The sequence below is a fragment of the Streptomyces sp. NPDC060366 genome, assembly GCF_042725135.1.
Classification (GTDB): domain Bacteria; phylum Actinomycetota; class Actinomycetes; order Streptomycetales; family Streptomycetaceae; genus Streptomyces.
In genome coordinates this window covers 116,972-141,589 of sequence record NZ_JBHXDC010000011.1, presented here as the reverse complement: position 1 = coordinate 141,589, position 24,618 = coordinate 116,972, and the positions used below count along the sequence as shown (strand labels likewise).

Sequence of the window (24,618 nt, the reverse complement as noted above, 5' to 3'; positions counted from 1 at the left end):
ACGGCCATGAGCAGCGTGCCCACCGTCGGCGGCCCGGCCGCCGTGGACGAAACCCGGCCCTCCGCGAAACGCCGGCGACGTGGTGTGCCGGGTGGCGGCGGCCCCTCAGGAGAGAGCGCGCCGGGAGGCGTCAGGTCGGGAGGAGGCGCGTCGAGAGGCGCCGGTTGGCCGTTCGTCGTACCGTTCCTGGTCTTCTTCGTTCTCTTCCTCGTCGTGCCTCTCGGCTTCGGACTGTGGATGAGCCTCACGGACTCCAGTCTCACCGGCCACGGCGACAGCGCGTTCGCAGGACTGGACAACTACACCGAAGCCTTCAGGGACAGCGAGGTCTGGCAGAGCCTCGGCAACACCGCCTGGTTCACCCTGCTCTCGTCGGTACCACTGGTGCTCTTCGCGCTGGTCATGGCCCTGCTCGTGCACACCGGCCTGCCCGGCCAGTGGATCTGGCGGCTGTCCTTCTTCGCCCCGTACCTGCTGCCCGTGGCGGTCGTGACCCAGGTGTGGGGGATGCTCTACCAGCCCGAACTGGGCCTCTTCAACACCATGCTGAAGGCCGTCGGCGTCGACGGGATCGGCTGGCTGGTCGAGGAGAAGTACGCGATGTGGTCCGTCGCGCTCCTCACGCTCTGGTGGACCGTGGGCTTCAACTTCCTGCTCTACCTCGCCGCGCTCCAGTCCGTCCCGGACCATCTCTACGAGGCGGCGGCCCTCGACGGGGCGGGCGCGTGGCGCAGGCTGTGGTCGATCACGCTGCCGCAGCTGCGCCGTACGACGGGGCTGATCGCGGTCCTGCAAGTACTGGCCTCCCTCAAGGTGTTCGACCAGATCTATCTGCTCACCAAGGGCGGACCGGCCGGATCCACCCGGCCGATCCTCGAGTACATCTACGACACCGGCTTCACCAACTACCGGCTGGGCTACGCGTCGGCGGTGTCGTACGTCTTCTTCGCGGTCGTCCTGATCCTTTCCCTCGCCCAACTCAAGATCTTCTCGCGCAGGGAGGACTGATCCGGTCATGAGTACCGACGCACTCGCATCCCAGTCGTCCGGACCACGTCGCAGCACGATGCCGAGGGAGGTGGCGCGCAGGCGCCGTGGCGGCGGCCTGCCGCCCGGCGTAGGGGCCGGGCGGAGCTGGCACCCCATGCTGGGCGCGGGTCTCCTGCCCCGGGTCCTGTCCGTGCTGGCGCTGATCCTGATGACCGGTGTCTGGCTGCTGCCACTGGCCTGGGGGGTGGACACCTCCTTCAAGTCGGAGGTCGACGCGAGCTCGGCCGCCGGCGACTGGATACCGGCCGGCGGCTTCACACTCGCGGCGTACCGGGAGATCTTCGCCCAGGGGAACCTGCCCGCCTGGGCGCTCAACAGCCTGCTGATCGGGGTGGCGGTGACCGTCCTGACGGTCGTCGTGTCCGCGCTGGCGGCGTACGCGCTCTCCCGTGGGCTCTTCCGTGGCCGGCGGGCGCTGCTCGCCGTCACCGTCGCGTCGATCCTGGTGCCGCCGCAGATCCTGATCGTGCCGCTGTTCCGGCAGATGCTGGCCATGAACCTGGTCGACACCTACGCGGCGGTGATTCTGCCCCAGGTGGTGGCGCCGGTCATGGTCTACATCCTGAAGAAGTTCTTCGACGCCGTGCCTCGGGAGTTGGAGGAGGCGGCCCGCATCGACGGCGCCGGCAGTGTGCGGATCTTCGTCAGCGTCGTACTGCCACTGTCCCGGCCGATTCTCGCCGCGGTGTCGATCTTCGTCTTCATCACCACCTGGAACAACTTCCTGTGGCCGTTCATCATCACCAGCGACCCGACGCTGATGACGCTGCCTGTGGGACTGTCGAGCGTCAAGGACTCCTACGGCCTCCAGAACGCCCAGGCGTCGGCGGCGTCCGTGCTCGCCGCGATTCCGCTGCTGGTGGTCTTCATGCTCTTCCAGCGGCAGATCGTCAAGTCCGTCGCCACGACCGGGCTCGGAGGCCAGTGAGCGGCCGCGGGGAGGGTCTCAGGCGCCCGGCAGCCGGTCGAGGAAACCGCTCACCGAACTGATACGACCGTCCTCGGCGAGGGTGACGACGTCGAAGCCCGCGGCGGGCGCCGAGCCGTCGGTCCGCGAGACGAGATCCCAGGTGAAGCGGATCAGGTTGTGGTGGGCGTCGGGAGTGCCCGTCGGAGTGAAGTCGAAGCCCGGGAACTGCTGGTGGGCTCCCCGGATGGCGGCCGTGATTCCGGCGTGCCCGGCGACCTCGACCAGCGGGTCGGTGTAGGTGCCGTCCTCGGTGAAGGCGTCGGCGACGGCCTTCTCCAGGTCCTCGTCGGCGGCGTTCCAGGCGGCGAAGTAGCGTGCGACAGCGTCGTCGTGAAGGGACATCTGGGTTTCCTCTCGTCGTCTGGTCACCACCCTTTCGCGGCGCCGGGAGGACGTCGATTACCCGCGGGGTAATGACGGCACGGCAAGGCTGCTGGACGGCCCGGCGGTCCGCCGAAGAGTCCTGCCCGGCACGGGAGTTGTGGCCGCTGTCCGAATGCTCACCCTACGATCGCGCCATGGCGATCATCTACGAATGGCGGGGCGACGTGGAGAACGCGGCGCTCGGCGCCCTGCACGCCGAGGGCTTCGGTGAGCCGCGGACTCCCGTCGACCGGGCGGGACGGCTGCGTCGGCACAGCCTCGGGTGGGTCTGCGCGTGGGAGGCCGGCCGGCTCGTCGGCTTCGTCAACGTCGCCTGGGACGGCGGGGAGCACGCCTTCCTCCTGGACACGGTCGTCGCCCGGAGCTGTCGGGGGCGCGGCGTCGGCACGGCGCTCGTCGCCAGGGCCACGGAAGGCGCCCGCGCCGCCGGTTGCGAGTGGCTGCACGTCGACTACGAGGACCACCTGCGCTCCTTCTACACCGACGCCTGCGGATTCCGGCCCACCGCGGCGGGTCTGGTCGCGCTCTGACTCCTCTCGACGGCCGGCGGTTGGCGGGTGCCTCAGTTCTGCGCGGTGTTCCGCAGCCGCCGCCGTACCGCACGCTGGGCCAGCGGGCCGAGTTCGTCCAGGACCGAGGCGAGTACGGCCAGTTGCTCCAGTGCGTCGAGAGCGTGCCCCGCGCCCTCCTGGTCGACGCCCTCGTACAGCTCAAGTCCGACGAAGGACGCGGCGACGGCGCGGGCGAGGCCCGCCGAGTCGGTGAGATCGGCGATGGGAGTACCGGTCAGCACTCGTTCCAGGACCTTCTCGATCTCGTCGATCCACAGTTGCAGTCCGCGCCGGGCCGCGTCGGCGAGGCGGGGCTGGGTCTGGGCTCCGGCGAGCAGCTGGCCGAGGACGGCGACATGGCCGGCGGCCCGTTCCTCGGCGTGCATCTCCCTGCCGAATTGGAGGAGTTCGGCGAGGGAGGTGACGGCGGCCAGCCGGGCGCGGTAGCGGGAGACCCGCTGCTCGGCGCCGTGGTGGCAGGCGGCACCGAGGAGTTCGTCGACGGAGCCGAAGTGGTAGAAGACCAGGCCCTGGTTGACGCCGGCCGCGGCGGCGATCGTACGGGCGGAGGTACGGGCGATGCCCTGCTCGGTGAGCGTACGCAGCGCTCCCTCCAGCAGCTTCGTCCTGGTGTCCCGGCTCCTGCCACCGCTCTTGCTGTCACCGCCCTTGGTCCCCTTGCCACGCGGGGCGGTGCCCCGGGAATCCGGATCCTCGCTCATGCGCGGGCCTCTTCCCGTACCGGACGCAGGCCGGCGCGCAGCCCGTAGGAGCGCAGGGGCACGTATGTGGCGGCGAAGGCACCCTCGTACCCGAAGAGCGGGCCGAAGCGCCGGTTGGTCACGCTGACGCGGATACGGAAACAGCCGGCCGCGTCGTCGTAGGACTCACGTACCTCGGCGTCGCCTCCTATGAGCTCCGGCACGCGCGTGTCCACCGGCCCCTCGCGGAAGCGGTGTTGGCCCGACCGGATGAGCAGGGAACCGTCGGGTTCGGCGGTCGGGTGCAGATCGCTGGCGAGGTGCTGGTGCGTGCCGAGGTAGTCGAGGACACAGTCGCGCTCGGGGCTGTAGATCATGGTGGCGTCGAACCGGCGCTCCCCGCCCGCCAGTTCGAAGGTCCGTACGAAGGTGACGGTCTCACGGCCGTAGGCGTCGGTGTACGGGACGTTCTCGATGGTGAACGGGATACGGCGGCCGGTGCGCGGGACGAGGATGTTGCGGGCGGCGCCGAGCGCGAGGAACGGCTTGACGAAGGGGCGTCCGTGCCAGATGCGGTCCATCACGCCGCGCCCGAGGCAGGCCTCGCCGCTGTCGAGGCCGACGGAGAAGCGCCGTCGCAACTGGGGGTGGAGCCGGTCGAAGTCGTCGCCCATCGCGAGGCGGAAGATCGAGGTCACGGTCGCTCCAGTGTGGCGAGAAGGGCGGGGGCGGCCGACGCGGACGCGGCCGACGTCGCTGACGTCGGGCGGCCCGGTGGCGTACGCAGACAGCGCCTGGCGGCCGGGGTGCGGGGCAGCGGGGGCAGGAGAAGCAGCAGGGCGGCCGACGCGAGCGCGACGACCGCGGGCAGGGCCCATGACGCCGCCCCGTCCGCCCCGCCGGTGCCGGACGCCGTGAGTACGGCGACCACGCCCGGAACGGCGATCAGCCGGACAACCAACTCGCCAACCGCGTGGGCGAGGGATCGCGCCGGGCTGACCCCGTGCTCGCACCAGAGCCGCAGCCGGTCGAAGGACCAGGCCGTCGCCCACCCCATCAGCGGCCGGAACACCCACCTGTCGGCGACGGCGCCCAAGCGTCCCCAACGAGGGCGGTAGTCGTAGCCGGTGAGGAAGCGGACGCCGTCGGACGTGGGCACGTAACGCCAGTACCCGCTGCCCTCCGCCAGGAGGGAGAGGGGGTGCGGCGATGCGAACCTCAGTACGGAGACGCGGCGTCCGTCCGCCCCGCCACTCTCCCCCGCGCTGACGCCGGTGCCGGAGACGGTGAGGAAGGGCAGCACCCGGACCGCGTAGCGGAACCGCTGCGGCTCACCGGGCGGGCGCGGCAGATAGTCGATCTCCGAGAAGCGGAGGTCCCACCGCTGGTGGTGCGCCGGGTCCTGCGTCCGCTCCCAGAGCGTCTCCATGTCCGCACGGACGCGTGTTTCGACGTACAGCCCCATTCCGTCCCCCGACCCTTGCCCTGTCGCTGTTGAGCGCTGCTGTTGAGCGCTGCTGTTGAGCGACTGCTCAACTGAAAGTAGCAGGACTTTGAGCAGTCGCTCAAGAGTGGGATCCGGGGAACACGTCCCGAGCCGGCGCCCCGGCGTCCCTCCGCCTCTTCAGGAGGTGGCGGGTTACGAACGAGGCGACGCCGCTCAGCGCGAGGAGCACGATCAGCGCTTGTGGCCCGTTGCCCGGAAAGACGTACCCCGACGGAACGGCCAGCGCGAACGCGGCCAGGTCGAACCAGAGTTCGTACCGTCCGTGCTCACTCGCGACCTCCCCAGGAGGCTGATGCCTGTCGACCACCCACCTGATCACCAGCAGCGTTCCGGCCGCGATCACATTCACCCCGGCGTACACGGCCACGGCGATCCCGGCCTGATTTCCGTAGGAGCCGAGGACGTTGGAGACGAAGGGCAGCACGGCGATCGTGAGGAGAAGGAACATCGTCAGCCGTACGAGTCCCGGCGGGCTGACGCGGACCGTGCGCATCTCGGCGCGGTGCCGCCGCCAGTAGCTCGCGATCGCGTAGAAGCTGATCAGGAACGAGAGATAGCGCGGCTCCAGATCGACGAGGGCCTGCCGGAGCGCGGCGTCGCCGGGGTGCTTGCCGAGGTCGGGCAACCGGAGGTCGAGGGCGAGCAGCGTCATGGCGATGGCGAACACTCCGTCGCACAGGGTGAACAGGCGCCCGACGCCCCGTTCGTCGCGGGCCTCTTCGGTCAGGGTCTTCATAGCGGCTCCGGAAGGGACGTGCCCAGGAAGAGAGACGGGAACAGGAACGTGACGAGTGGGCCACGAACGGACTCCCCGATCCACAGGACACGCCCTGGCACGTCCGGGCCAGGATCTCCGTCAGCGTGCCGACGGCCGCCGCCCGGCGCCGCCGCGACGTACCGGCCCTTCGAAGTGCGGTCCTTCCGTGAAAAAGCCTTCGGCGGCAGGAAGTGACTCCTGCCGCCGAAGGGTCACGCGGGGTCAGGCCAGGAGCTGCTTCCAGTCCGTCGCGGTGAGGACGCCGGCCGAGTGGGCCCGGTCAGCGCCGGCACGGTGCAGGGTGGTCACCGCCTTCTCGACATCGGCGTTCTCGCCCGCCCTGACCTTCGGGGTGATCAGGGGCCAGATGTCGGAGCCGAGGTAGCCGGTCTCGTCCGTACGGCTGCGGGTCATGGCCGCGCAGGTGTGCTTCTCGACGTTGTGCACGTCGGCCAGTTTGACCACCGCGCGCTTGGTGGCCGAGCCGAAGACGCCGTCCACGGGCACGTCCGCGAAGCCGCGGGCGCGCAGCAGGTACTGCGCGGCACGCACCTGAGGACCGGCCGCTCCCGGCCGCAGCAGCGGCCAGACGGAAGGCCGGTCGGCCGGCGCGACGCCCAGTGCGCCGGCGACCGCGTCGCGCAGCTCCTGGAGCCTGCCGTAGAGCACACCGCCGGGGCACTCGGTGGAGTTGAAGTCGCGGTGGCCCATGATGTCGGTGACCGGGCGCCCGTACTGGGTGGCGATCCAGGCGACGAGCTGGACGAGGGAGCCCCAGAGCGCGGCGGGTACGTCGACCTCCGTATAGAGGCCTTCGTTCTCGATACCGATGACCTCACTGTTCCGGCCGCCGACGTTCGCGCCCTGCACGTGCTGCGTACCACCGCGTACGACGTCGAGGCTCTGGTGCCGGCCCTCGAGGATGAAGCCGCCGCGCGAGTTGGTGAACTGCTGGCCGGAGTCACCCCAACCCTGGCCGTCCATATGGAAGTTCTGGATCGACCGGCAGATCTCCATCGCGTGCTCCAGCGAGTAGTCCTCGCTGTTGCCGGGCTCCGCCGTGTGGTGCACGACGATGTAGGTCGGCACCCGGTCGAGCACGACGATCTGCTGGTTCGGGGGCCGCGCGCCCCATTCGGCGGTGCTGTAGATACGCGGCTCGGCGGCGGCGAGCGGTGAACGGGCCGCCGGGCGGACGGGGGCGGCGTTCGCCGACCCGGTCGCGGCGAGCCCGAGCGCGCCGACCGCCGTGGCGGTCAGACCGCCTCTCAGCACCGTACGACGGCCGGGTCCTGAATTGGCAACCATGTCGATCTCCTTGGGAAGTGGGGGGAACGATCTCCCGGGTTCAACGACAACAGGCATGCCGCGCAGCAGGGTTGGCCACTCCGGTGGGGCGGAGTCGCGGCGCGCCCACGATGCACGACCCGTCAAGACAAGCAATTCCGCCATGTCCTCGACAACCCTGTCGGGCAACCAATCTGACGCTCTTTCGGCTGCCTGAAACTACGCGCGTTCACGAATCGCCCGCGGGCCGACCAATCACCCTCGACCGCCTTTGCTCGCACCAATGACGGAAACCGGGGAACAGCCCGGCTGCGAAGCGGAAGGCATGCTTCCACGTGCACATCCGACGCCGTCTTAGGCAGAACGGGGGAAATCGCAGGGTCTGTGTCTGGTCGCGTATCTCGTGGCGGTCGGATCACACGATGATCGCGTTTCATGGCGCAGAGAAACGCGGCGGACGAGGACGGGCCGCCCGCCCACGCCCACGAAAGGTTCGACATGCTCCTCCTCCCCCGCGCTCTCCACGGCGCCAGAGGTGCTCTGGCCCTCACCTCGCTCTGTACGTCCCTGCTTCTCTCCGGATGCGCGCAGCAGGTGCCGGAGAGCCGGATCACGGAGAGCAAATCGGCCGAAGGAAACCCGGCGGAGCGGAACGCGGCGCGGGGTGAGCCGGGGAACGGACGTCTTGAGCGGCGTCAGGGCTCGGCGAACGGGGCGGCGGCCCGTGGGGTCGCCGGTGGCCCGGTGGAGGCGTCGCTGGTCCGCGAGATCCCGGGCCTCGGTCCGGTCACCCGCGCCAGTATCCCCGTCTCCGCCCGCCAGGCCTTCGTCGTCACGGGCGAGGGCCGGGACTCACCGCGGTCCGGAGTCGCGCTGTACGAGCGGGACGCCGACACCGGCTGGCAGCCCGTCACCAACCGCTGGCCCGCGCACAACGCGCTGCGCGGCTGGACCCGCGACCACCGGGCCTCCGACCTGAGGTCGCCGATCGGTGTCTTCACACTCGGCGACGCCGGCGGTCGGCTGCCCGATCCCGGGTCCCGGCTTCCCTACGACGAGGACAGCGACTTCGAAGCGCCCGGAACCGGTTTCCTGGGCGAGCCGCTGGAGGGTTCCTTCGACTACGTCGTGGCCATCGACTACAACCGCACGCCGGGGACCACGCCGCTGAACAAGGAGCGCCCGATGGGCCTCGGCAAAGGCGGCGGTGTCTGGATCCATGTCGACCACAAGGGCCCCACCCAGGCGTGTGTCTCGCTGTCGAGAACGCACATGGTCGAACTCCTGCGCCTGCTGGACCCGGCGAAGCGGCCGGTGATCGTGATGGGGGATGCCCTGGCGCTCCGCGACTGACACCGCCGACGGGGCCTTGCCGACGGGGGCGGGATGGCGACAGGGTGAGTGCGACAACACCGGCAAGCACTCCCCCCACGAGTCATCCGAGGTGCCCGGCATGAGCAACGACCCCACAAGAATGTCCTCCTCAGGCGAGGATTCGGCTTCAGGCGCGGGAGCGGCCGCGACAGCCGCCAGGTCCACAGGCGGCCCGAGCCGCCGTCAGGTCATCGGCATGGTGGCCGCAGCCGTCGCGACGGTCGCGGTACCCGCCACGGCGACGGCCACGACGCCCCGAGCCACGCCAACTACCGCTCACGCGGCCGGAGTCGCGGCGCGCACCCGACAACTGCGCGCCACAGGAACGCTGTTCATCGGCACATACACCTCCAGCGGCGGTACGGGCATCGGGCTCGCCTCGTACGACACGGGCACCGGCGCCATCACCGGCACCGGCACGCTCCAAGGCGTCGGCGACCCCTCGTATCTCGCCGTACACCCCGACGGCAGCACCCTGTACGCGGTCAACGAGCGCCAGGAGGGCGGCGTCACCGCGATCGCGCTGGGCGAGAACGGCGACCACACGGTCCTCGGCACACGCGGCACCGGCGGCTCGTCGCCCTGCCACCTGTCCGTCCATCCCGGCGGTCGGTGGCTGCTCAGCGCGAACTACGGCTCCGGCAACGTGGCGGTGCACCCAATCGACGCGTCGGGCGCGCTCGGCGAGCGCACCGATCTGGTCACCCATACCGAGCCCGCCCCCGCCCCCGGCCAGAACGGCCCGCACGCGCACCAGATCGTCACCAGCCCGGACGGCGCCCATGTGCTGGCCGTCGACCTCGGCACCGACAGCGTCTACACCTACCGTCTCGACGAGACGGCGGGCACGCTCACCCAGGTCTCGTACGCGAGGCTCCCCGCGGGAGCCGGGCCGCGGCATCTCGTCTTCCATCCCTCGGGCCAATTCGCCTATCTGGCCAACGAGTTGAACAACACCATCGCCGTCTGCGCGTACGACCCCGGCAGCGGGACCCTCACCCCCGGCGACCCGCTGCCCACCGGCGCGGGCGGCGCGGGCAGCAGCTTCCCCTCCCAGCCCGTGATCACGGGCAACGGCGCCTTCGTCCTCCTCGCCAACCGGGGGCACAACAGCCTGTCCCGCTTCGCCGTCGAGGACAACGGCGCCGGTCTGCGACTGCTGGGCACGGTGCCCGTCGGGGGTGACTACCCGAGGCAGCTCGCCCTCTCACCCGACGGGACATTGCTGTTCGCCGCGAATCAGCGGTCGAACGCCGTCTCCGTCTTCCACGTCGACCAGGACAGTGGCGAACTGGCCGCGGCCGGCGCCCCGTTCGCGTCACCGGTGGCAGTCTGCGTACTTCCGCTCTGAACGCTCCGCGACGAGGATTCGCCGGACCGGCCGGTCAGTTCGGGCGGTCCGGCCGTCCCGGTTGTATCCGTACGACCGCCGTGCCGCCGTCCAGATCCACCGTCGTCCGGTTCGGCGGAGCCCCGTCCTCCTCGTCGTCCCGCATCAGCAGCGCCGACCGGCGCTCCTTCAACTCGCTCTGCTTGCCCGGCGAGAGGCTCGCGTGCAGCATCTCGAAGCCGGTGGTCGAGACCTGTCCCTGCCGGGCGGCGTTCCGCCACGGCAGGATGCCTGCCCGGCCGGCGCGCAGCAGGAGTTGATCGACGAAGGCCAGCGCGGTCAGCAGGATGACCAGACCGGGCAGAGTCATGAAGACGGCGAATTCCATATGTCAGTATCGCCCGCGCTTCGCGTGGCGTCATGTGCCGACCGCCCGGAGGCCCTGGGTCAGCGCCGGGTAGTCGGTGTAGCCCTCGGCGCCGTGCGTGTAGAGGTGCCGCTCGTCGACGGCGTTGAGCGGGGCGCCGCAGGCGAAGCGTTCGGGGAGGTCCGGGTTGGCGATGAAGGACCTGCCGTACGAGACGAGGTCGGCGAGCCCGTCGGCGAGCACCGTCTCTCCCGCCTCACGCGTCGTGGGGTCGTGGTTCTCACCGACGTTCGCGATGAGCGGGCCGTGCCAGCGGGGCCGCAGGTCGGCGAGTGCCGGGTAGCTGTCGTTGTCGGTGAGGTGGAGATAGAGCAGACCGAGAGGGTCGACCGAGTCGAGGAGTGCGCGGTAGACGGGGGCCGGGTCGGCCTCGGCCATGCCGAACTGGGGGTTGCCCGGGGAGAGCCGCAGCCCCGTCCGACCGGCTCCGATCGTGTCCGCCACCGCCGTGACCAGTTCGACGGGGAAGCGGATCCGGCCCTCGGTCGTACCGCCGTACCCGTCCGTGCGGAGATTGGTGTTGTCGGCGAGGAACTGGTGGATCAAGTAGCTGTTGGCGCCGTGCAGTTCGACCCCGTCGAAGCCCGCCGCCATGGCGTTCGCCGCCGCTTTGGCGTGGTCGTCGACGGCCTGCCGGATGTCGTCGCGCGTCATCTCGCGCGGCGGGAGGGGGTCGGCCTTGCCGCCGTCACGTACATGGACGGGGCCGGGTACCCGTACCGCGGACGGTCCGCGCGGTACGTCCCCGTCGATCCGGGACAGCGGGTGGCCGTGCCGGCCGCCGTGCATCAGCTGGGCCATGATGCGGCCCCCGGCGGCGTGCACCGCGTCGGTCACCGCACGCCAGCCCTCGATGTGTGCCCCGGTCTCCAGGCCGGGGAGCCGCCAGCCGCTCTGGCCGCGGCTGCTGGGCCAGATGCCCTCGGTGACGATGAGGCCGGCGCCGGCACGCTGCGCGTAGTGGTCGGCGACGACCGGCAGGGGGGTGCCGTCCACGGCCGCGCGGTAGCGGGTCATGGGGGCCATCACCATGCGGTTGGGGAGATGGAGGGGGCCGAGGGAATACGGGGCGAGCAGCGTCGTTTTCGTCATGGCGGGACGGTAAGACCTCACACTGGTGTCAGGTTCAACCACCGCCACCGCCACCGCGACGGTGCGGACCCCGGGAGGACGCGTGAAGATCGGCGAACTGGCGAGACGTACCGCCGTCAGCGAACGCTCGCTGCGCTACTACGAGGAACAGGGACTGCTCGCGGCCGAGCGCACGCCCTCGGGCCACCGTACGTACCCGGAGCGGGCGGTCGACCGGGTGATCCGTATCCAGGAGCTGTTCGCCGCCGGGCTGTGCAGCGGGAAGATCGCCGAACTGCTGCCGTGCATGCGGGACGAGGACGGGGGCCCGTCGGAGGCCGCGACGCCGTGGCTCGTGGCAGACCTGACGCGGCAGCGGGCCAGGATCGACCAGCAGATCGCCGAACTCATGCGTACGCGCGAGGTGCTGGACGACGTCATCACGGCGGCGTCCGATTCGCCGTCGGCCGCCGGTCGCCCCCCGACCCGGAGCGGGGCCCGGACGGGCTAGGGCCTGTCGTTTGGATCAGGCCGGATCAGGGAGCGCCCGCCGCGCCAGCGGCTGATGTCCGCGTTGGTGCGTGCGAGCGCAAGGCGGAGGAGGGAGACAACGCGGAGCGTTGGCGACCGACGACAACGCGGCGGGCGTGCGTGCCAGGGACGCGAGCCCGGCAAGATCCGAACGACAGGCCCTAGCCATCCCGGCGCTTCAGTCTCGGTCGGCTCGGTAGTCGGGGCCGTTTCAGGCCCCGCAGCCACTGCGTGAACGCGGTGTACCGCGGATACCGTTCGCGCTGTTCCCGGGTGGCTCTGTCCAGCTCCTCCATCAGCCGGCGGGAGCGGTGATCGGTGTCGAGTTCGTCGAGCAGCCTGTCGATCTCCGACAGCAGCGCGCCGTGGAGCTGCCACTGTCTCGGGTGCCGCTGTACGCCTTCCAGCAGCAGATGCGCCACCCGCTCGCGGCTCGCCCCGGCGGCGCTCAGATCGCCCGCGAGGCGGTCCTCCGCCGCCTCGGCGGCCTCGCTCGTCTGTGTGGTGACCAGCACGGCGAAACTGACGAGCGCGTCGGCGACCTGCGACAGCAGCTCTTCCAGGCCGGATCCCTCCTCGGGCGTGAAGAGGTTCTCCTCCTCCCGCTCCTTGGCGAGGTCCGTGATGGTGCGGGTGAGCACGCGCAGTACGACCGCGCAGATCTCCAGCGTGTCGAGGCCGGTACGGAGCACCACCCGGTGCAGGAGTCCCTCCTTGACGCGCGGGTTGAGCCGCAGGCTGTCCTCGGCCTGGCGCAGCGCCGCGTCCACCTCGGCGATGCCGTGGTCGAGCCGCCGCGCCTCCGACAACCGGGCCGCGGCGCGTTCGACCGGGGTGGGGGTGGTCAGTTCCTCGCCGACGTCGCGCATCAGCCGGCGCATCTGCCGGGCGAGGTCCTCGATGGACTCGCCCGCGGCGGAGATCCAGACCGGCGGCACGAACAGCACGTTGAACAGGAGCCCGACCACCGCGCCGATCAGGGTCTCCAGGACACGGTCCCAGGCGGTGTTCGCCGCGTGGGTCACGCCGAGGACGAGCATGGCGCTGATCGCGACCTCGGGAACGAACTCGTCGACCCGGACGAGCCTGCCTGCCAGGAGGGAAGCCAGGATGATCAGTCCCAGGCTCCACCACGACAGCCCCACGAGCACACTGAACGCGATGGCGATCAGCACGCCGGCGACGACGGCGTTCACCCGGCGGAAGCTGGTGGTGAGGGTGGAGTAGAGCGTCACCTGCACCACGAGCAGCGCGGTGAGCGGCGCCGTCAGCGGCGCGGGTTCGGTGCTGAGCCACAGCGCGACGATGTAGGCGAGCGTCGCGGCAACCGCCGAGCGCAGCGTCTGTGTGATGGTCACGTCGTTCCGCAACTTGACGACCGCTGTCAACGCCCCGCGCGCGGAGCCACCCCTGTCGTCGTCGCCCGCGCCCCGCAGTCTCATGAGCAGCACCCTGCCCACAGACCCCGCGCGGAGTCCGTACGACACGCGGCACCGGTGCCGCGAAGGCCATCGGTGGCCACGCCGTGCCTGTCCTCGTCCCTGTCAGGCCTGGGGCCCGGCAGGTCGTAGCGCCGCGCGAGCTTCGCCACCGACGCGCTTGCCCCCTGTTACTGTCCGCGCGGGATCGAGAGAAGAGGACGAGCATCATGCGGATCGCAGTCGCCGGCGCGACCGGGAACATCGGGGCCCTCACCGTGGCCGCCCTCGAACGGGGCGGCCACGACGTCGTACGCGTCAGCCGTTCCCTGGGCGTGGACCTGTCGACGGGTGAGGGGCTCGATGACGCGCTGACCGGCGTCGAGGCGGTCCTGGACGTCACCAACAGCCCGGCGGCGGACCGGGCCGGTACGGTCGCGTACTTCCACGCCGCCACCGGGAATCTGCTCGCCGCCGGGCAGCGGGCCGGTGTCCGGCACCATGTGCTGCTCTCGATCGCCGGTGTCGACCGCGTCGAAGGCAACGCGCACTACGCGGGCAAGCGGGAGCAGGAACGTCTCGTGTCCGCCGGTCCGGTGCCGTGGACGATCGTCCCGGCCGCGCAGTTCCACGACTTCGCCGCGATGGTGGCGAGTTGGACCGAGCAGGACGGTGTCGCCACGGTCGCTCCCCTGCTCGTACAGCCGATCGCGCCCGCCGATGTGGCCGACGTCCTCGCCGAGATCGTGACGGGCGAGCCACGGGGGCGGTATGTGGAGGTCGTCGGTCCCGATCCGCAGGACCTGGTGGACATGGCACGGCGCACCAACGAGGCACGCGGGCACACGGTGAAGCTCGTGCCGAGCTGGTCGGCGGTCTTCAGGCCGGAGATGGCGGGCAATGTGCTGCTGCCGGGTGAGAACGCCCGTATCGCGCCGACCACCTTCGACGAGTGGCTGGATCACCAGCGCCAAAGCGGGCGTGGCCAACAGGGTGATCGGCCGCACTGAACCGTCGCTTCCATCGCCTCGCGCGTGGCGGAGGCGTTCCACTGCTCGATCGCGTTCTCGTTCGTCGAAGGTCATTCGCGCGAGCTCAGAGGGGCGGCGGGCGCGGTACGAGAACGTTCACCGCTCGGAGAGCGCGAGACGCTCCGGGTCCGGTCCTGAGTCCGGGTCCGAGTTCGCCGGTCCCGGGCCCGGCCTGGGGTCCGCCGGTGGTGGGGTGAACTGGGCGTCGGGCGCCCGGCCCTTGCCGCGCAGGCGGTCCATCTCCCGCCATTCCGGGCGCAGTCCGGTGAGATTCGTCGTGAGGAAGTACGCCGCCGCGCCCGCCAGCAGCACCGGCGCCAGTCCGAACGAGGCAACCGCCGCGCCGCCGATCAGCCCACCGAGCGGGATTCCGGACCAGGAGAGCGATCCGCTGAGGGCCTTGACCCGGCCCAGCAGGCGGCGGGGCACGCGTTCGTAACTGACCGCCGCCAGAATGGGGTTGAGGAATCCGGCGCCGAAGCCTCCTACCGCGAACACGGCCACCACGGCCCACAGGGGTGCGGGCGAGGCGAGGATCAGCCAGCGTGGCGCGCCCGCCAGGAGGAATCCGCCGAAGAACACCAGCCGTCGGCGCATCCGGTGCGCGACGGCCGCCGCGATCAGGCTGCCGCCGATCGCCGCGAGTCCGCCCGCGCTCGCGCACAGACCGATGGCGCTCGGTCCGTTGCCGGACTCCTTTGCCCAGACGGGGAGGAGCACAGAGCTGAACGCCGCGTCCAGGAGGTTGGTGATCGCGACCATGATGATGATCGCGAGGAGCAGCGGCTCACCGCGCAGGAAGGTGAAGCCCTGGCCGAACCGCCGCCAGTAGCCCGGTTCCGCGGACGGATCGGAGTCGTCCCTGGGCGACGGAACATGCTCGGCCGGCCGGCCCATCCCCCGTGGCAGCACCAGCGCGATGATCACCGAACCGAGCGCGAAACAGGCCGCGTTGACGGTCAGCCCCGGCAGCGGACCGAGAAGCGCGATCAGGGCGCCGCCCGCCGCCGGTCCGACGGTGGAGGCGAGCCGTTCGGTCACACCGGCGAAGGCGGCGGCCCGCTCCAGAGGTACGCGCCCGTGGTCGGCGGCCTCGGGGACCATGACGTCCTTGGCCAGGTCGCCCGGCCCGCGCGCCGCGCCGATCAACGCGACGAGCACGAGCAGCAGGGGGAACGAGAGTCGGTCCGCGCCGTGCAGAATTGGCACCGCGACGGCGGCGACGGCGCTGATGAGGTCGGTCGTCCAGGATATGGTCCGCGGTCCGGCCCGGTCCACGAGCGGTCCGGTGAACGCCTTCACCACCACGTAGGGCGCCATCTCGCAGAAGGCCACGAGCCCGGTCTGGGTCGCGCTGCCGGTGGTGACGAGCACGAACCACGGCAGGGCGATGGCCGAGACCCGCGTACCGGTCAACGAGACCGCCATCGCGGTGAGCACGCCGACGAGCGGCAGCGAGCTACGTCGCCCTGACGCGACGTCAGTACCGTTCGCCCGCAACCCCGTTCGCTTCACCAGGTCTCCATTCCCCGACGCCGTGCGGGCGCCGGGTCGCTCGCGGGGGCGGCATCGGCGGAATCGCCGTCCGGGGTGTCCAGCTCGGGCAGGATCTGGGCGATCACGGAGACGCGCTCGGCTCCCTCCGGCGCCTCGGCCGCCGTCTCCGGACTGTCCGAGCGGTAGCGCGCGAGGAGCGCGTGCAGTTCGTCCCGCAGATTCACCGTCTCCTCGGGCGTCAGCCGCAGCGGCCAGTCGCTGATGTCGAAGGTGCCGCGCCACTGGTCGGGGAGCGTCTGGAGCTCGCTGAGCGCCCGTTGCGTGCGCAGGGTGTACGCGGCGGCGACCGACTGGAGATAGGCCAACGCGGCCTCGGGCTCCCGCTCGGCCAGCTCGGGCTCGGTGAACCGTGTGGACTGGTGGACAGCGCGCCACCAGCGTTCCCTCGCGTTGCCGCGCTCCGCGTCCTCCTCGACGAACCCGGCGTCGCCGAGCTGGCGCAAGTGGTAGCTGGCCGTACCGGAGTTGACCCCGAGCCGCTCGGCGAGCCGGGTGGCGGTCGAGGGGCCGTGCTTGCGCAGCAGCCCGACCAGTTGGACACGTACCGGGTGGGCCAGGGCGCGCAGTCCCTTCGCGTCCAGGACGACCGTGTTCGACTCGTGCTTGGGACCGTGAGGGGTGCTGTCGGAATCCGTCATGCGGAGCAGACTAGACCGCAAACAGTTCTTCGCAAAGACTTCTTCGCGAATATCTCTTTGCGAACAGATCTTGGGATTCCCCGCACGCACCCTCACCGACGGCCCCCAGGACAACCCGCCGGACGGCCCCGCCGACCCCGCGCGCTCAGCCGCGAGGCTCCTCGGTCGCCGCCAGCCACTTGGTCAGCAGGGATTCGAGCTGCGCCGCCTCCCGCTCGGTCAGGGCTTCCAGCAAGCGGCGCTCGTTGGCCATGTGCTCCGAGAAGGCGCGGTCGATGAGCGCCCGGCCCTCCGAGGTCAGCGCGACGACCCTGCCGCGCCCGTCACTCTCGCTCGCCCGCCGGGATACGAGCCCGGCCCGTTCGAGCCGGTCGACGCGTTTCGTCATCGCGCCCGTCGTGACCATGGTGTGCTCGGCCAGTTCGCCGGGGGCGCGTTCGAACGGCGCGCCCGCCCGCCGCAGTGCGGCCAGGACGTCGAAGTCCCCCTCCCCCAGCCCGTACTTCCGGTACACGACGCACAACTCCTCGGTGAGATATGCGCCGAGGCGGTGCAGCCGCCCGATGACGCCCTGGGGACGGACGTCGACATCGGGGCGCTCGCGGACCCATTCCCGCTGGATACGGGCCACGCGGTCAAGGGATTCGGTCATGGCGGGAATAATACCTTCCTAGGAAGATACTATTGCTTCCATGGAAGCTACCGCCACCGCGACGAGCCCCGCGTCCGCCCGCTGGTCACTCGTCACCGCCGTCGCACCGATCGCGTGGGGCACGACGTACTTCGTCACGCAGCGCCACCTGCCGGCGGACCATCCGCTGTACGGGGCGGTGTTCCGGGCCCTGCCCGCCGGAATCGTCCTGCTGGCGCTGAGCAGGCGACGGCCGCGCGGAGCGCTGTGGTGGAAGGCGCTGGTGCTCGGCACCCTGAACATGGGGGCGTTCTTCGCCCTCGTCTACGTGGCGGCGCAGCTCCTGCCGACCAGCATCGCCTCGACCGTCATGGCGACCGCGCCGGTGATGATGATGCTGCTCGCCTGGCCGCTGCTGGCGGAGCGTCCGCGCGCCCTGCCCGCCGTCGGCGCGGGCGTCGGAATAGCGGGCGTCTGCGTCATGCTCCTCACGAACGCGACCGGGATCGATCCGCTCGGCGTGCTCGCCTCCGTGGCCGCCATGACGATTTCCTCGATCGGCTACATCCTCACCAAGAAGTGGTGCCCGGACGTCGATGTTCTCGCACTGACCTCGTGGCAGCTCATCGCCGGAGGAGCGGTTCTGGTGCCGGTCGCGATCGCCGTCGAAGGGGCACCGCCGGCCCTGGACGGGGGCGCCCTGCTCGGTTTCGCCTACATCTCCGGCGTGGCGACGGCTCTCGCCTTCACCGCGTGGTTCACCGGACTGCGGCACCTGAGCGCGGGGACGGTGGGGCTCATCGGTCTGCTCAACCCTGTCACCGGTGTCCTGCTCGGCACGCTCGTCGCCGGCGACACCCTCACCGCGCGCCAAGTCTTCGGCCTGGCACTGGTGTTCCTCGGCATCGCGCTGGGGCAGCCGGTCGTGACACGGGCCGCGCGCGGATTGCGCGCACGGCGGTCGGCGGCCCGCTCCGGCGAACCCGACCCGCTGCCACGCGAACGCCGGCCCCGACGTCAACGCGCTTGATTCCGGGCGTGGTTACGAGCCCGGCCCGGTCCAGGACCCGAACCTGGCCCGGTCCAGGGCCCGGCACGGTCCAGGACCTGAGCCGGGCCGCCGTACAGCCGCGCCCGGCCCTCGACGGACGGATCAGTGGACGGAGAACCCGCCGTCCACGAAGACCGACTGCCCGGTGACGTACGCGGACGCCCGGCTCGCCAGGAACACGGCCGCGCCGGCGAAGTCCTCCGCGACCCCGTTGCGCCCGGCCATCGTGCGCGCGGCGAGCGCCGCGACCCGCTCGGGGTCGGACGACAGCCGTTCGTTGAGCGGCGTCATCACGAACCCCGGCACGAGCGTGTTGCAGGTGACCCCGTACCGCGACCACGCCTCGGCCTGTGAGCGGGCGAGCGACTCCAGCGCGCCCTTCGAGACACCGTAGACACCGCTCTGGACGAACGCCCGGTGCGCCTGCTGGGACGTGACGTGCATGATCCGTCCGAAACCGCGTTCGGCCATGCCGGGGCCGAACCGCTGCCCCAGCAGATAGGGCGCCTGAAGATTCACCGACATCGTCGTGTCCCACACGTCGTCGCCGGTCTCCCCCAGCGGGGGCCGCAGATTGATCCCGGCGCAGTTGACGAGGGTGTCCGGTTCGCCGAACATCCCCGCCGCCTCGTCGGCCACCGTACGGACGCCTTCGCGCGTACCGAGATCGCCGCTCACCCACGCCGCCCGGCAGCCACGGTCCGTCAACTCGTCGACAGTGGCGGCCAGTTCCGCCTCCCTGCGGGCCACGATCACGACGCTCGCACCGGCTCGGGCGAGGGCCTCGGTGATGGCCCTGCCGATGCCGGAACTGCCGCCGGTGACCAGGGCGACGCGGCCTTCCAGGGAGAACAGTTCGGAGAGATACGCCTGCGAATCCATGTCCGCAGATTAGACGTCACACCTGGCCCACGGCCTGGTGGGGGACGTGGTCGCCGCGCGGACCGATCCGAGAACCGATCGGTCGAACCCCTTGACGCACCGGAGGAGACGCTTCAGGATCCTGTCTCGGAAACGTTTCCATGGAATCGTTTCCAGAGGCTCTCGGGATACAGTCCCGTCAGTCCGGCCGGCCATGTCGCCGACCGCCCGACCACCCGTCCGAACGCGCCACCGCCCACCCGTACACACCGATCCGCAAGAGGCACCCATGGACAGCACCGTGACCATCAAGGACGTCGCCGCACTGGCCGGCGTCTCCGTGGGCACGACGTCCCGAGTGCTCTCCGGCAACCCCTCCACCTCCCCCGCCGCCCGTGAACGCGTCCACGCCGCCGTCGCCGAACTCGGCTACCGGCCCGACGCCCGTGCGCGCTCCCTGCGCTCGGCCCGTTCGCAGACGGTGGGCCTGCTCATCTCCGACGTGCGCAACCCGTTCTTCGCAGATGTGGCGCACGGGGCCGAACAAGCCGCCCTGCGCTCCTCGTACGTCACCCTCCTCGCCAACGCCAACGAGGATCCCAAGCAGCAGGACACCTACCTGGAGTCCTTCCTCACCCAGCGGGTCGACGGCATCATCATCGCTCCGCAGGGCGAGGACAGCGCCCACCTCAGAACCCTCGCCACCACCGTGCCCCTCGTCTTCGTCGACCGGACCGTCGACGGCTTCGAGGTGCCCAGCGTGACCTCCGACAACGCGCTGGGCATCGACCAGGCCGTCGCCCATCTCGCCGACCGCGGCCACACCCGTATCGGCTACATCGGCGGCCCCCGGTCCATCTCCACCGGCCGCGCCAGGCACGACGCCTTCGTGCGTGCCGTCGCCCGGCACGGTCTCGACGCCGACCCCGAACTGATCACCTCCGGGGACTTCCGCTCGGCGAGCGGTTCGACGGCCGCCGAACGGCTGCTGTCCGGCGGACGCCCGCCGACCGCGCTGCTCGCGGCCGACAGCCCGATGGCGGTGGGCGCGCTCGGGACGCTGCGCCGCCGTGGGCTGCGCATCGGCTCGGACATCGATCTGGTGGCCTTCGACGACATCGAGTGGTTCTCCGAACTCGACCCGCCGCTGACCGTCGTCTCGCACGACGCGCAGGCCATGGGGTCGACGGCGATGAGACTCCTCCTCGACGTCATCGAGGGCCGCACCCCCGAATCGGTGATCCTGCCGACGCGTCTCGTCGTGCGGGAGTCGTCGGGCGGCCGACGCCGGCCTCTCTAGCCGGGAGAAGGCGGTAAGCGGCCACACCCCGGCCCGCGCCCGCCGTCCGGATCTCCCCCTGGCGGGAGGCGGAACCGGCGTCCGCCGTCACCTCGCCCATCACACAACTGCTCATCCGTATCAGGCCTTCTGAGGGAAGCGGCCCGCCCGACCGGCGCCCGCCGTCCCGTACAGCACCGCGCCTTCCACACCATGAACGGGGATCCCCCATGCCCACCACCGTCTTCGTCGTCGGCAGCCTCAACGCCGACCAGCTACTGGAGGTGCCCGCGTTCCCGGCGGCCGGTGAGACCGTGCTCGCGTCGGACGTACTGATCACCGCCGGAGGCAAGGGCGGCAACCAGGCCGTGGCCGCCTCACGGGCAGGTGCGACGGTCGTCATGATCGGTGCGCTCGGCGACGACGCGCACGGCCGGCTCGTACGCCGGGCGCTGACCGAATCGGGTGTGGACACCGGGTGGGTGGTGACCGCCGACGGTACGCACACGGGCACGGCGGTCGTCGCCGTGGAGGCGGGCGGCGAGAACCGCATCATCGTGGCGTCCGGCGCGAACGCCCGTCTCAGCCGGGAGGACGTCGAGTCGGGGCTGGCCGGGGCGGCGCCCGGCGATCTCGTACTGCTCCAGTTGGAGACCCCGGTGGCGGTGGTCGCCCACGCGGCCCGCTTCGCCAAGGAGCGCGGCGCCACCGTCGTACTCAACGCCGCTCCGGCGCCAGCCGACACCGGCTGTCTGACGACCGACATCGACCTGCTGGTGGTCAACGAGGTGGAGATGCGGGCGGTGGCCGCGCTGGTCGGCGCGGACGAGCGCGGCGACGGCCGGGATGCGGCGGGCACCGTGCTCACCACGTCCCGGGCACTGGACTGCGTCGTCGTCTGCACCACGGGCGCGGACGGCGCGTACGCCAACGTAGGCGACCGGGTGATCCACATCCCCGCCGTACAGGTCACCGCCGTCGACACCACCGCGGCCGGCGACACCTACACCGGTTATCTCGCGGCGGCCCTCGCCCGGGGCGAGAGCGACCTGCCCGTCGCACTGGCGACGGCTTCGGCCGCGGCGGCGGTCACGGTCACCCGGCGCGGGGCGATGGCCTCGATCCCGTACGCGGACGAGATCGGCGAGGCGCGCACGAATTCGGACACGACCGGCACCACCCGGACCACTGGCACCACCGGCACCACTGACATCACCGAACTCACCACGAAGGGCTGACACATGAGAATCGCTCTGGGCAACGACCACGCCGGACACGCGCTGAAGGACCATGTGCGCGGCGTCCTGGAACGGCTCGGCCACGAAGTCCTCGACCGCGGCACGGACAGTGACGCGCCGGTCGACTTCCCCGACATCACCTTCGCCACCTGCGACGCCGTACGCACCGGTGAGGCCGACCGCGCCGTGCTCGTGTGCGGAACCGGCGCCGGCGCGCTGATGGCGGCCAACAAGATCGCCGGGATCCGCTGCGGTCTCGGCCACGACGTCTACTCGGCGCACCAGGCCGTCGAGCACGACGACGCGAACGCCATCGCCATGGGTGCCTGGCTGATCGGCCCGGCGACGGCGGGCGCGGTCATCGAGGCATTCCTCGGCGCGACGTTCGACAACGACGAGGACACCGTCCGGCGGGTCGCCAAGCTCCACGAGCTGGAGCTCAGGTCGGCGCGTGAACTCGCGGCGGAACTCGCCGCCGACGGGAGCTGATCACCGCTCCTCCCCTCCCCTCCCCCGCACCCCCGTCCCCACGCACACCACCCGCAGAAGTACCCCCACCGCGTAACCGGTGATCAAAGGAGATTAGGAGTTACGGCATGAGCGCGAGCAACAGCGCACCCTCCCCGGCCGCCGCCACCGCTCAGGACGGCAGCCGCGGCAAGCTGAGGACCTCCCTCGGAGCCGCCGCGGGAACCTGTGTGGAGAACTACGACTTCGTCGCCTACGGCACGGCGTCCGCCCTCTACTTCGGTGACGTCTTCTTCCCCGAGTCCGACCCGGTCGTCGGCACCCTGCTGGCCTTCGTCACGCTCGGCGTCGGCTTCCTGATGCGCCCCATCGGCGGCGCCGTCGGCGGCCATCTCGGCGACAAGTACGGCCGCAAGCCCGTCCTGGTCACCGCCCTGCTGACGATGGGCATCGCCACGGTCCTCATCGGTGTGCTGCCCACCTACGCGCAGGCCGGCATCGCCGCGCCGATCCTGCTCGTGCTGATCCGCATGGTGCAGGGCCTCGCGTTCGGCGCCGAGTGGGGCGGCGCGGTGATGATGGCGTACGAGCACGCGCCCCGCAGGCGGCGTGGTCTGTACGCGGCGATACCCCAGGCGGGCAACCCGCTGGGCATCGCGCTGGCCAACATCGTCTTCCTGCTGTCCGTGAACTTCGACAGCGACTGGGCGTGGCGCGTGCCGTTCCTGGCCAGCTCGGTGCTGATCGTGGTCGGCCTGGTCGTCCGGGTGAAGCTGACGGAGTCGCCGGAGTTCGAGGAGACCAAGGCGAGCGGCGGGACCGTCAAGAACCCGCTCGCGACGGTGCTGCGCAACGACTGGCGGAACATCCTGCGGATCATCGCGCTGCGCGTCGTCGAGTCGTGTGCGTACTACCTGACGGCGACCTATCTGCTGTCGTACATCACCGACCGCGACGAGAACGACCGTGGCATCGCCCTCGCCGGCATCGTCATCGCGAGTCTTCTCGCGGTGGGCACGACGGTGCTGTCCGGCGCGCTGACCGACCGGATCGGCCGGCGGAAGCTGTATCTGGCCGGGTGTCTGATGGCGGTCGCGTTCGGCTTCCCGATGTTCCTGATGGCCAACACCGGCAATCCGGTGCTCGTCGTGCTGATCTATCTGATCGCGATCGGTGTGATCCACGCGGCGCTGACCGGTACGCAGGCGGCGTGGTTCGCCGAGCTGTTCAAGACCAACACCCGTACGTCCGGCGCCTCGCTGGGCTACCAGATCGCGGCGTCCGTCGCCGGGTTCGCGCCGTTCCTGGCCGTGCTGCTTGCGGAGTCGTTCGACTGGGTGGGCCCGGCCGCCTTCTACGTGGTCATCGGGCTGGTCGGACTGATCGGTGTGGCGACGACGAGTGAGACCTGGGGACCGCGGGAGCGCGCGGCGGCGGTGGCCGCCGAGAAGGCGGACGCACCGGCGGTTGTCCCGGGGCCTCGCGGCACGGACCAGGCGGCGGTCGAGTCGGAGGGGACTGCGCGACGGTCCTGAGTCCGCGATCTCGGAACTGAGGGGGCGGTGGTGCGGTTACGGTCCGGAGGTCGGCGCCGCGCCACCGCCCCTTCAGTTCGAACATGTTCCGGTCTCTTCCGGTCCGTTACGGTCTCGTCCGGTCCGTTCCGGTCTGTTCCGGCATGCGAAATCGATACGCCGGACGAGGCATCCGCGGCGGCCTCGGCGCCGAATACCTTCTGTGGTGGATGGGGCCCCACCCACCACAGATGACAGAAGAGAGGTCAGGCACCTCGTGCCCGTCAGCGATCCCGGTGCTCCGCTCCCACCCGCCCTCGTGCTCGACAGATCGGCCGCGCGGCCCCGTACCGCAGTGCTCCTGCTGCACGGTGGACGTTCGGAGGGCATCGAGCCGCCGCCCCGGTGGAATCTGGCCGCCGTGCGGATGCGCCCGTTCACGCGGGCGGTGCTGCGCGCCACCGAGGGCCGGGACGTCCTCGTGGGACGGGTCCGCTACCGGCACCGGGGATGGAACGGCGCGCGTGCGGACGCGGCGGTGGACGCGCTCCGGGCGCTCGACGAGCTGGAACAGCTCGCCGGTTCGGTACGGGTGGTGCTGGTCGGTCATTCGATGGGCGGGCGCGCCGCGCTCACCGTGGCCGGGCACGATCTGGTGCGCGGCGTGGTGGGACTCGCCCCGTGGTGCCCGTCCGGGGAACCGGTGGGTCAGCTCATGGACCGGCAGATCGTCCTCGTGCACGGCGACCGGGACCGTACGACCGACCCGCTGGGCAGCCGGGACGTGGTGCGCCGCGCCCGAGCGGCGGGCGCCGACGCGTGCGCGGTGCTGATGTCCGGCGGTGACCACGCGATGCTCCGGCGGGCCGACGAGTGGCATTCGCTCACCACCGAGCTGGTCTCGGGTCTGCTCGGTCTCGCTCCGCTGCCCGGTCCGGTGCGGCGCGCGTTCGACGAGGGGCGGGACCCGGCCACGAGCGACTGACGGTCCT

The 24,618-nt window shown here is 70.9% G+C and carries 26 protein-coding genes; 13 read left to right on the top strand and 13 right to left on the bottom strand.

Annotated features, from left to right (window positions below):
• Positions 1–6 precede the first annotated feature (6 nt).
• Together ACFWHU_RS25540 and ACFWHU_RS25535 are read left to right on the top strand one after the other, a co-directional pair.
• Entirely contained in the window at positions 7–1,008 is a 1,002-nt protein-coding gene (locus ACFWHU_RS25540; RefSeq protein ID WP_387227437.1) for a carbohydrate ABC transporter permease, read from the top strand.
• Positions 1,009–1,015: 7 nt separating this feature from the next.
• Positions 1,016–1,978 (top strand): carbohydrate ABC transporter permease, encoded by a 963-nt coding sequence (locus ACFWHU_RS25535; RefSeq protein WP_387227435.1) that lies wholly within the window; start codon positions 1,016–1,018, stop codon positions 1,976–1,978.
• 18 nt (positions 1,979–1,996) lie between these two features.
• Here the strand turns inward: ACFWHU_RS25535 and ACFWHU_RS25530 are convergent, their stop codons facing one another.
• The gene (locus tag ACFWHU_RS25530; RefSeq protein ID WP_387227432.1) at positions 1,997–2,362 is read right to left on the bottom strand and encodes a nuclear transport factor 2 family protein; all 366 of its coding nucleotides are present in this window, start codon (positions 2,360–2,362) and stop codon (positions 1,997–1,999) included.
• Between the two features lie 176 nt (positions 2,363–2,538).
• Between ACFWHU_RS25530 and ACFWHU_RS25525 the strand changes: the two genes are divergently transcribed.
• A complete protein-coding gene (locus ACFWHU_RS25525) occupies positions 2,539–2,934 on the top strand; it encodes a GNAT family N-acetyltransferase (protein WP_387227430.1) in 396 nt (131 codons plus the stop codon).
• A gap of 32 nt (positions 2,935–2,966) precedes the next feature.
• Here ACFWHU_RS25525 and ACFWHU_RS25520 read toward each other — a convergent pair whose 3' ends face one another.
• From ACFWHU_RS25520 to ACFWHU_RS25500, 5 genes are all read right to left on the bottom strand, one after another.
• Positions 2,967–3,677 carry a TetR/AcrR family transcriptional regulator gene (locus ACFWHU_RS25520; protein WP_385802840.1) on the bottom strand — a complete coding sequence of 237 codons (711 nt, stop codon included), beginning with the start codon at positions 3,675–3,677 and terminating at the stop codon, positions 2,967–2,969.
• The gene (locus ACFWHU_RS25515; protein WP_385802842.1) at positions 3,674–4,354 is read right to left on the bottom strand and encodes a DUF4166 domain-containing protein; all 681 of its coding nucleotides are present in this window, start codon (positions 4,352–4,354) and stop codon (positions 3,674–3,676) included. The genes ACFWHU_RS25520 and ACFWHU_RS25515 overlap by 4 nt, the downstream gene beginning before the upstream one ends.
• Complete coding sequence (locus ACFWHU_RS25510) at positions 4,351–5,121, bottom strand: hypothetical protein (RefSeq protein ID WP_387227426.1); 771 nt, start codon at positions 5,119–5,121, stop codon at positions 4,351–4,353. The genes ACFWHU_RS25515 and ACFWHU_RS25510 overlap by 4 nt, the downstream gene beginning before the upstream one ends.
• Before the next feature lie 100 nt (positions 5,122–5,221).
• Positions 5,222–5,899, bottom strand: a complete 678-nt coding sequence (locus tag ACFWHU_RS25505; protein WP_385802845.1) for a TMEM175 family protein — start codon at positions 5,897–5,899, stop codon at positions 5,222–5,224.
• A gap of 243 nt (positions 5,900–6,142) precedes the next feature.
• On the bottom strand, positions 6,143–7,228 hold the full coding sequence (locus ACFWHU_RS25500; RefSeq protein WP_385802847.1) for an N-acetylmuramoyl-L-alanine amidase: 1,086 nt from the start codon (positions 7,226–7,228) through the stop codon (positions 6,143–6,145).
• 477 nt (positions 7,229–7,705) lie between these two features.
• Here ACFWHU_RS25500 and ACFWHU_RS25495 point away from each other — a divergent pair, with 477 nt between their 5' ends.
• On the top strand, positions 7,706–8,560 hold the full coding sequence (locus ACFWHU_RS25495) for a hypothetical protein (RefSeq protein WP_387227621.1): 855 nt from the start codon (positions 7,706–7,708) through the stop codon (positions 8,558–8,560).
• A gap of 217 nt (positions 8,561–8,777) precedes the next feature.
• On the top strand, positions 8,778–9,932 hold the full coding sequence (locus tag ACFWHU_RS25490; protein WP_387227423.1) for a lactonase family protein: 1,155 nt from the start codon (positions 8,778–8,780) through the stop codon (positions 9,930–9,932).
• Positions 9,933–9,966: 34 nt separating this feature from the next.
• Here the strand turns inward: ACFWHU_RS25490 and ACFWHU_RS25485 are convergent, their stop codons facing one another.
• Together ACFWHU_RS25485 and ACFWHU_RS25480 are read right to left on the bottom strand one after the other, a co-directional pair.
• On the bottom strand, positions 9,967–10,299 hold the full coding sequence (locus tag ACFWHU_RS25485) for a DUF6191 domain-containing protein (RefSeq protein ID WP_387227421.1): 333 nt from the start codon (positions 10,297–10,299) through the stop codon (positions 9,967–9,969).
• Between the two features lie 30 nt (positions 10,300–10,329).
• Complete coding sequence (locus ACFWHU_RS25480; RefSeq protein WP_387227419.1) at positions 10,330–11,430, bottom strand: alkene reductase; 1,101 nt, start codon at positions 11,428–11,430, stop codon at positions 10,330–10,332.
• 82 nt (positions 11,431–11,512) lie between these two features.
• Between ACFWHU_RS25480 and ACFWHU_RS25475 the strand changes: the two genes are divergently transcribed.
• Positions 11,513–11,920, top strand: a complete 408-nt coding sequence (locus ACFWHU_RS25475; protein WP_387227417.1) for a MerR family transcriptional regulator — start codon at positions 11,513–11,515, stop codon at positions 11,918–11,920.
• Between the two features lie 181 nt (positions 11,921–12,101).
• Here the strand turns inward: ACFWHU_RS25475 and ACFWHU_RS25470 are convergent, their stop codons facing one another.
• Positions 12,102–13,382 carry an aromatic acid exporter family protein gene (locus ACFWHU_RS25470; protein ID WP_385802855.1) on the bottom strand — a complete coding sequence of 427 codons (1,281 nt, stop codon included), beginning with the start codon at positions 13,380–13,382 and terminating at the stop codon, positions 12,102–12,104.
• A 206-nt stretch (positions 13,383–13,588) separates the two neighbouring features.
• Between ACFWHU_RS25470 and ACFWHU_RS25465 the strand changes: the two genes are divergently transcribed.
• Positions 13,589–14,368, top strand: coding sequence for an SDR family oxidoreductase (locus tag ACFWHU_RS25465; RefSeq protein WP_387227415.1), 780 nt, complete (start codon positions 13,589–13,591; stop codon positions 14,366–14,368).
• 117 nt (positions 14,369–14,485) lie between these two features.
• On the opposite strand, the gene ACFWHU_RS25460 is transcribed toward ACFWHU_RS25465, so the two are convergent.
• The 3 genes from ACFWHU_RS25460 to ACFWHU_RS25450 all read right to left on the bottom strand — a co-directional run bounded on the left by ACFWHU_RS25460 (position 14,486) and on the right by ACFWHU_RS25450 (position 17,236).
• Complete coding sequence (locus ACFWHU_RS25460) at positions 14,486–15,904, bottom strand: MFS transporter (protein WP_387227413.1); 1,419 nt, start codon at positions 15,902–15,904, stop codon at positions 14,486–14,488.
• Positions 15,901–16,584 (bottom strand): ArsR/SmtB family transcription factor, encoded by a 684-nt coding sequence (locus ACFWHU_RS25455; RefSeq protein ID WP_387227411.1) that lies wholly within the window; start codon positions 16,582–16,584, stop codon positions 15,901–15,903. The genes ACFWHU_RS25460 and ACFWHU_RS25455 overlap by 4 nt, the downstream gene beginning before the upstream one ends.
• A gap of 145 nt (positions 16,585–16,729) precedes the next feature.
• On the bottom strand, positions 16,730–17,236 hold the full coding sequence (locus ACFWHU_RS25450) for a MarR family winged helix-turn-helix transcriptional regulator (RefSeq protein ID WP_387227410.1): 507 nt from the start codon (positions 17,234–17,236) through the stop codon (positions 16,730–16,732).
• Positions 17,237–17,276: 40 nt separating this feature from the next.
• On the opposite strand from ACFWHU_RS25450, the gene ACFWHU_RS25445 reads away from it, so the two are divergent.
• Complete coding sequence (locus ACFWHU_RS25445) at positions 17,277–18,245, top strand: EamA family transporter (RefSeq protein ID WP_387227408.1); 969 nt, start codon at positions 17,277–17,279, stop codon at positions 18,243–18,245.
• 123 nt (positions 18,246–18,368) lie between these two features.
• Here ACFWHU_RS25445 and ACFWHU_RS25440 read toward each other — a convergent pair whose 3' ends face one another.
• Positions 18,369–19,148 (bottom strand): SDR family NAD(P)-dependent oxidoreductase, encoded by a 780-nt coding sequence (locus tag ACFWHU_RS25440; protein ID WP_385802865.1) that lies wholly within the window; start codon positions 19,146–19,148, stop codon positions 18,369–18,371.
• A gap of 268 nt (positions 19,149–19,416) precedes the next feature.
• On the opposite strand from ACFWHU_RS25440, the gene ACFWHU_RS25435 reads away from it, so the two are divergent.
• From ACFWHU_RS25435 to ACFWHU_RS25415, 5 genes are all read left to right on the top strand, one after another.
• Positions 19,417–20,427, top strand: coding sequence for a LacI family DNA-binding transcriptional regulator (locus ACFWHU_RS25435; RefSeq protein WP_387227405.1), 1,011 nt, complete (start codon positions 19,417–19,419; stop codon positions 20,425–20,427).
• Between the two features lie 209 nt (positions 20,428–20,636).
• Positions 20,637–21,644, top strand: a complete 1,008-nt coding sequence (locus tag ACFWHU_RS25430; RefSeq protein WP_385802868.1) for a ribokinase — start codon at positions 20,637–20,639, stop codon at positions 21,642–21,644.
• A gap of 3 nt (positions 21,645–21,647) precedes the next feature.
• Positions 21,648–22,133, top strand: coding sequence for an RpiB/LacA/LacB family sugar-phosphate isomerase (locus ACFWHU_RS25425; RefSeq protein WP_385802870.1), 486 nt, complete (start codon positions 21,648–21,650; stop codon positions 22,131–22,133).
• 107 nt (positions 22,134–22,240) lie between these two features.
• Positions 22,241–23,647: an MFS transporter gene (locus ACFWHU_RS25420; RefSeq protein ID WP_387227401.1), complete on the top strand. Its 1,407-nt coding sequence runs from the start codon at positions 22,241–22,243 to the stop codon at positions 23,645–23,647.
• 256 nt (positions 23,648–23,903) lie between these two features.
• Complete coding sequence (locus ACFWHU_RS25415; RefSeq protein WP_385802874.1) at positions 23,904–24,611, top strand: alpha/beta hydrolase; 708 nt, start codon at positions 23,904–23,906, stop codon at positions 24,609–24,611.
• The last annotated feature ends 7 nt before the right edge of the window (positions 24,612–24,618 follow it).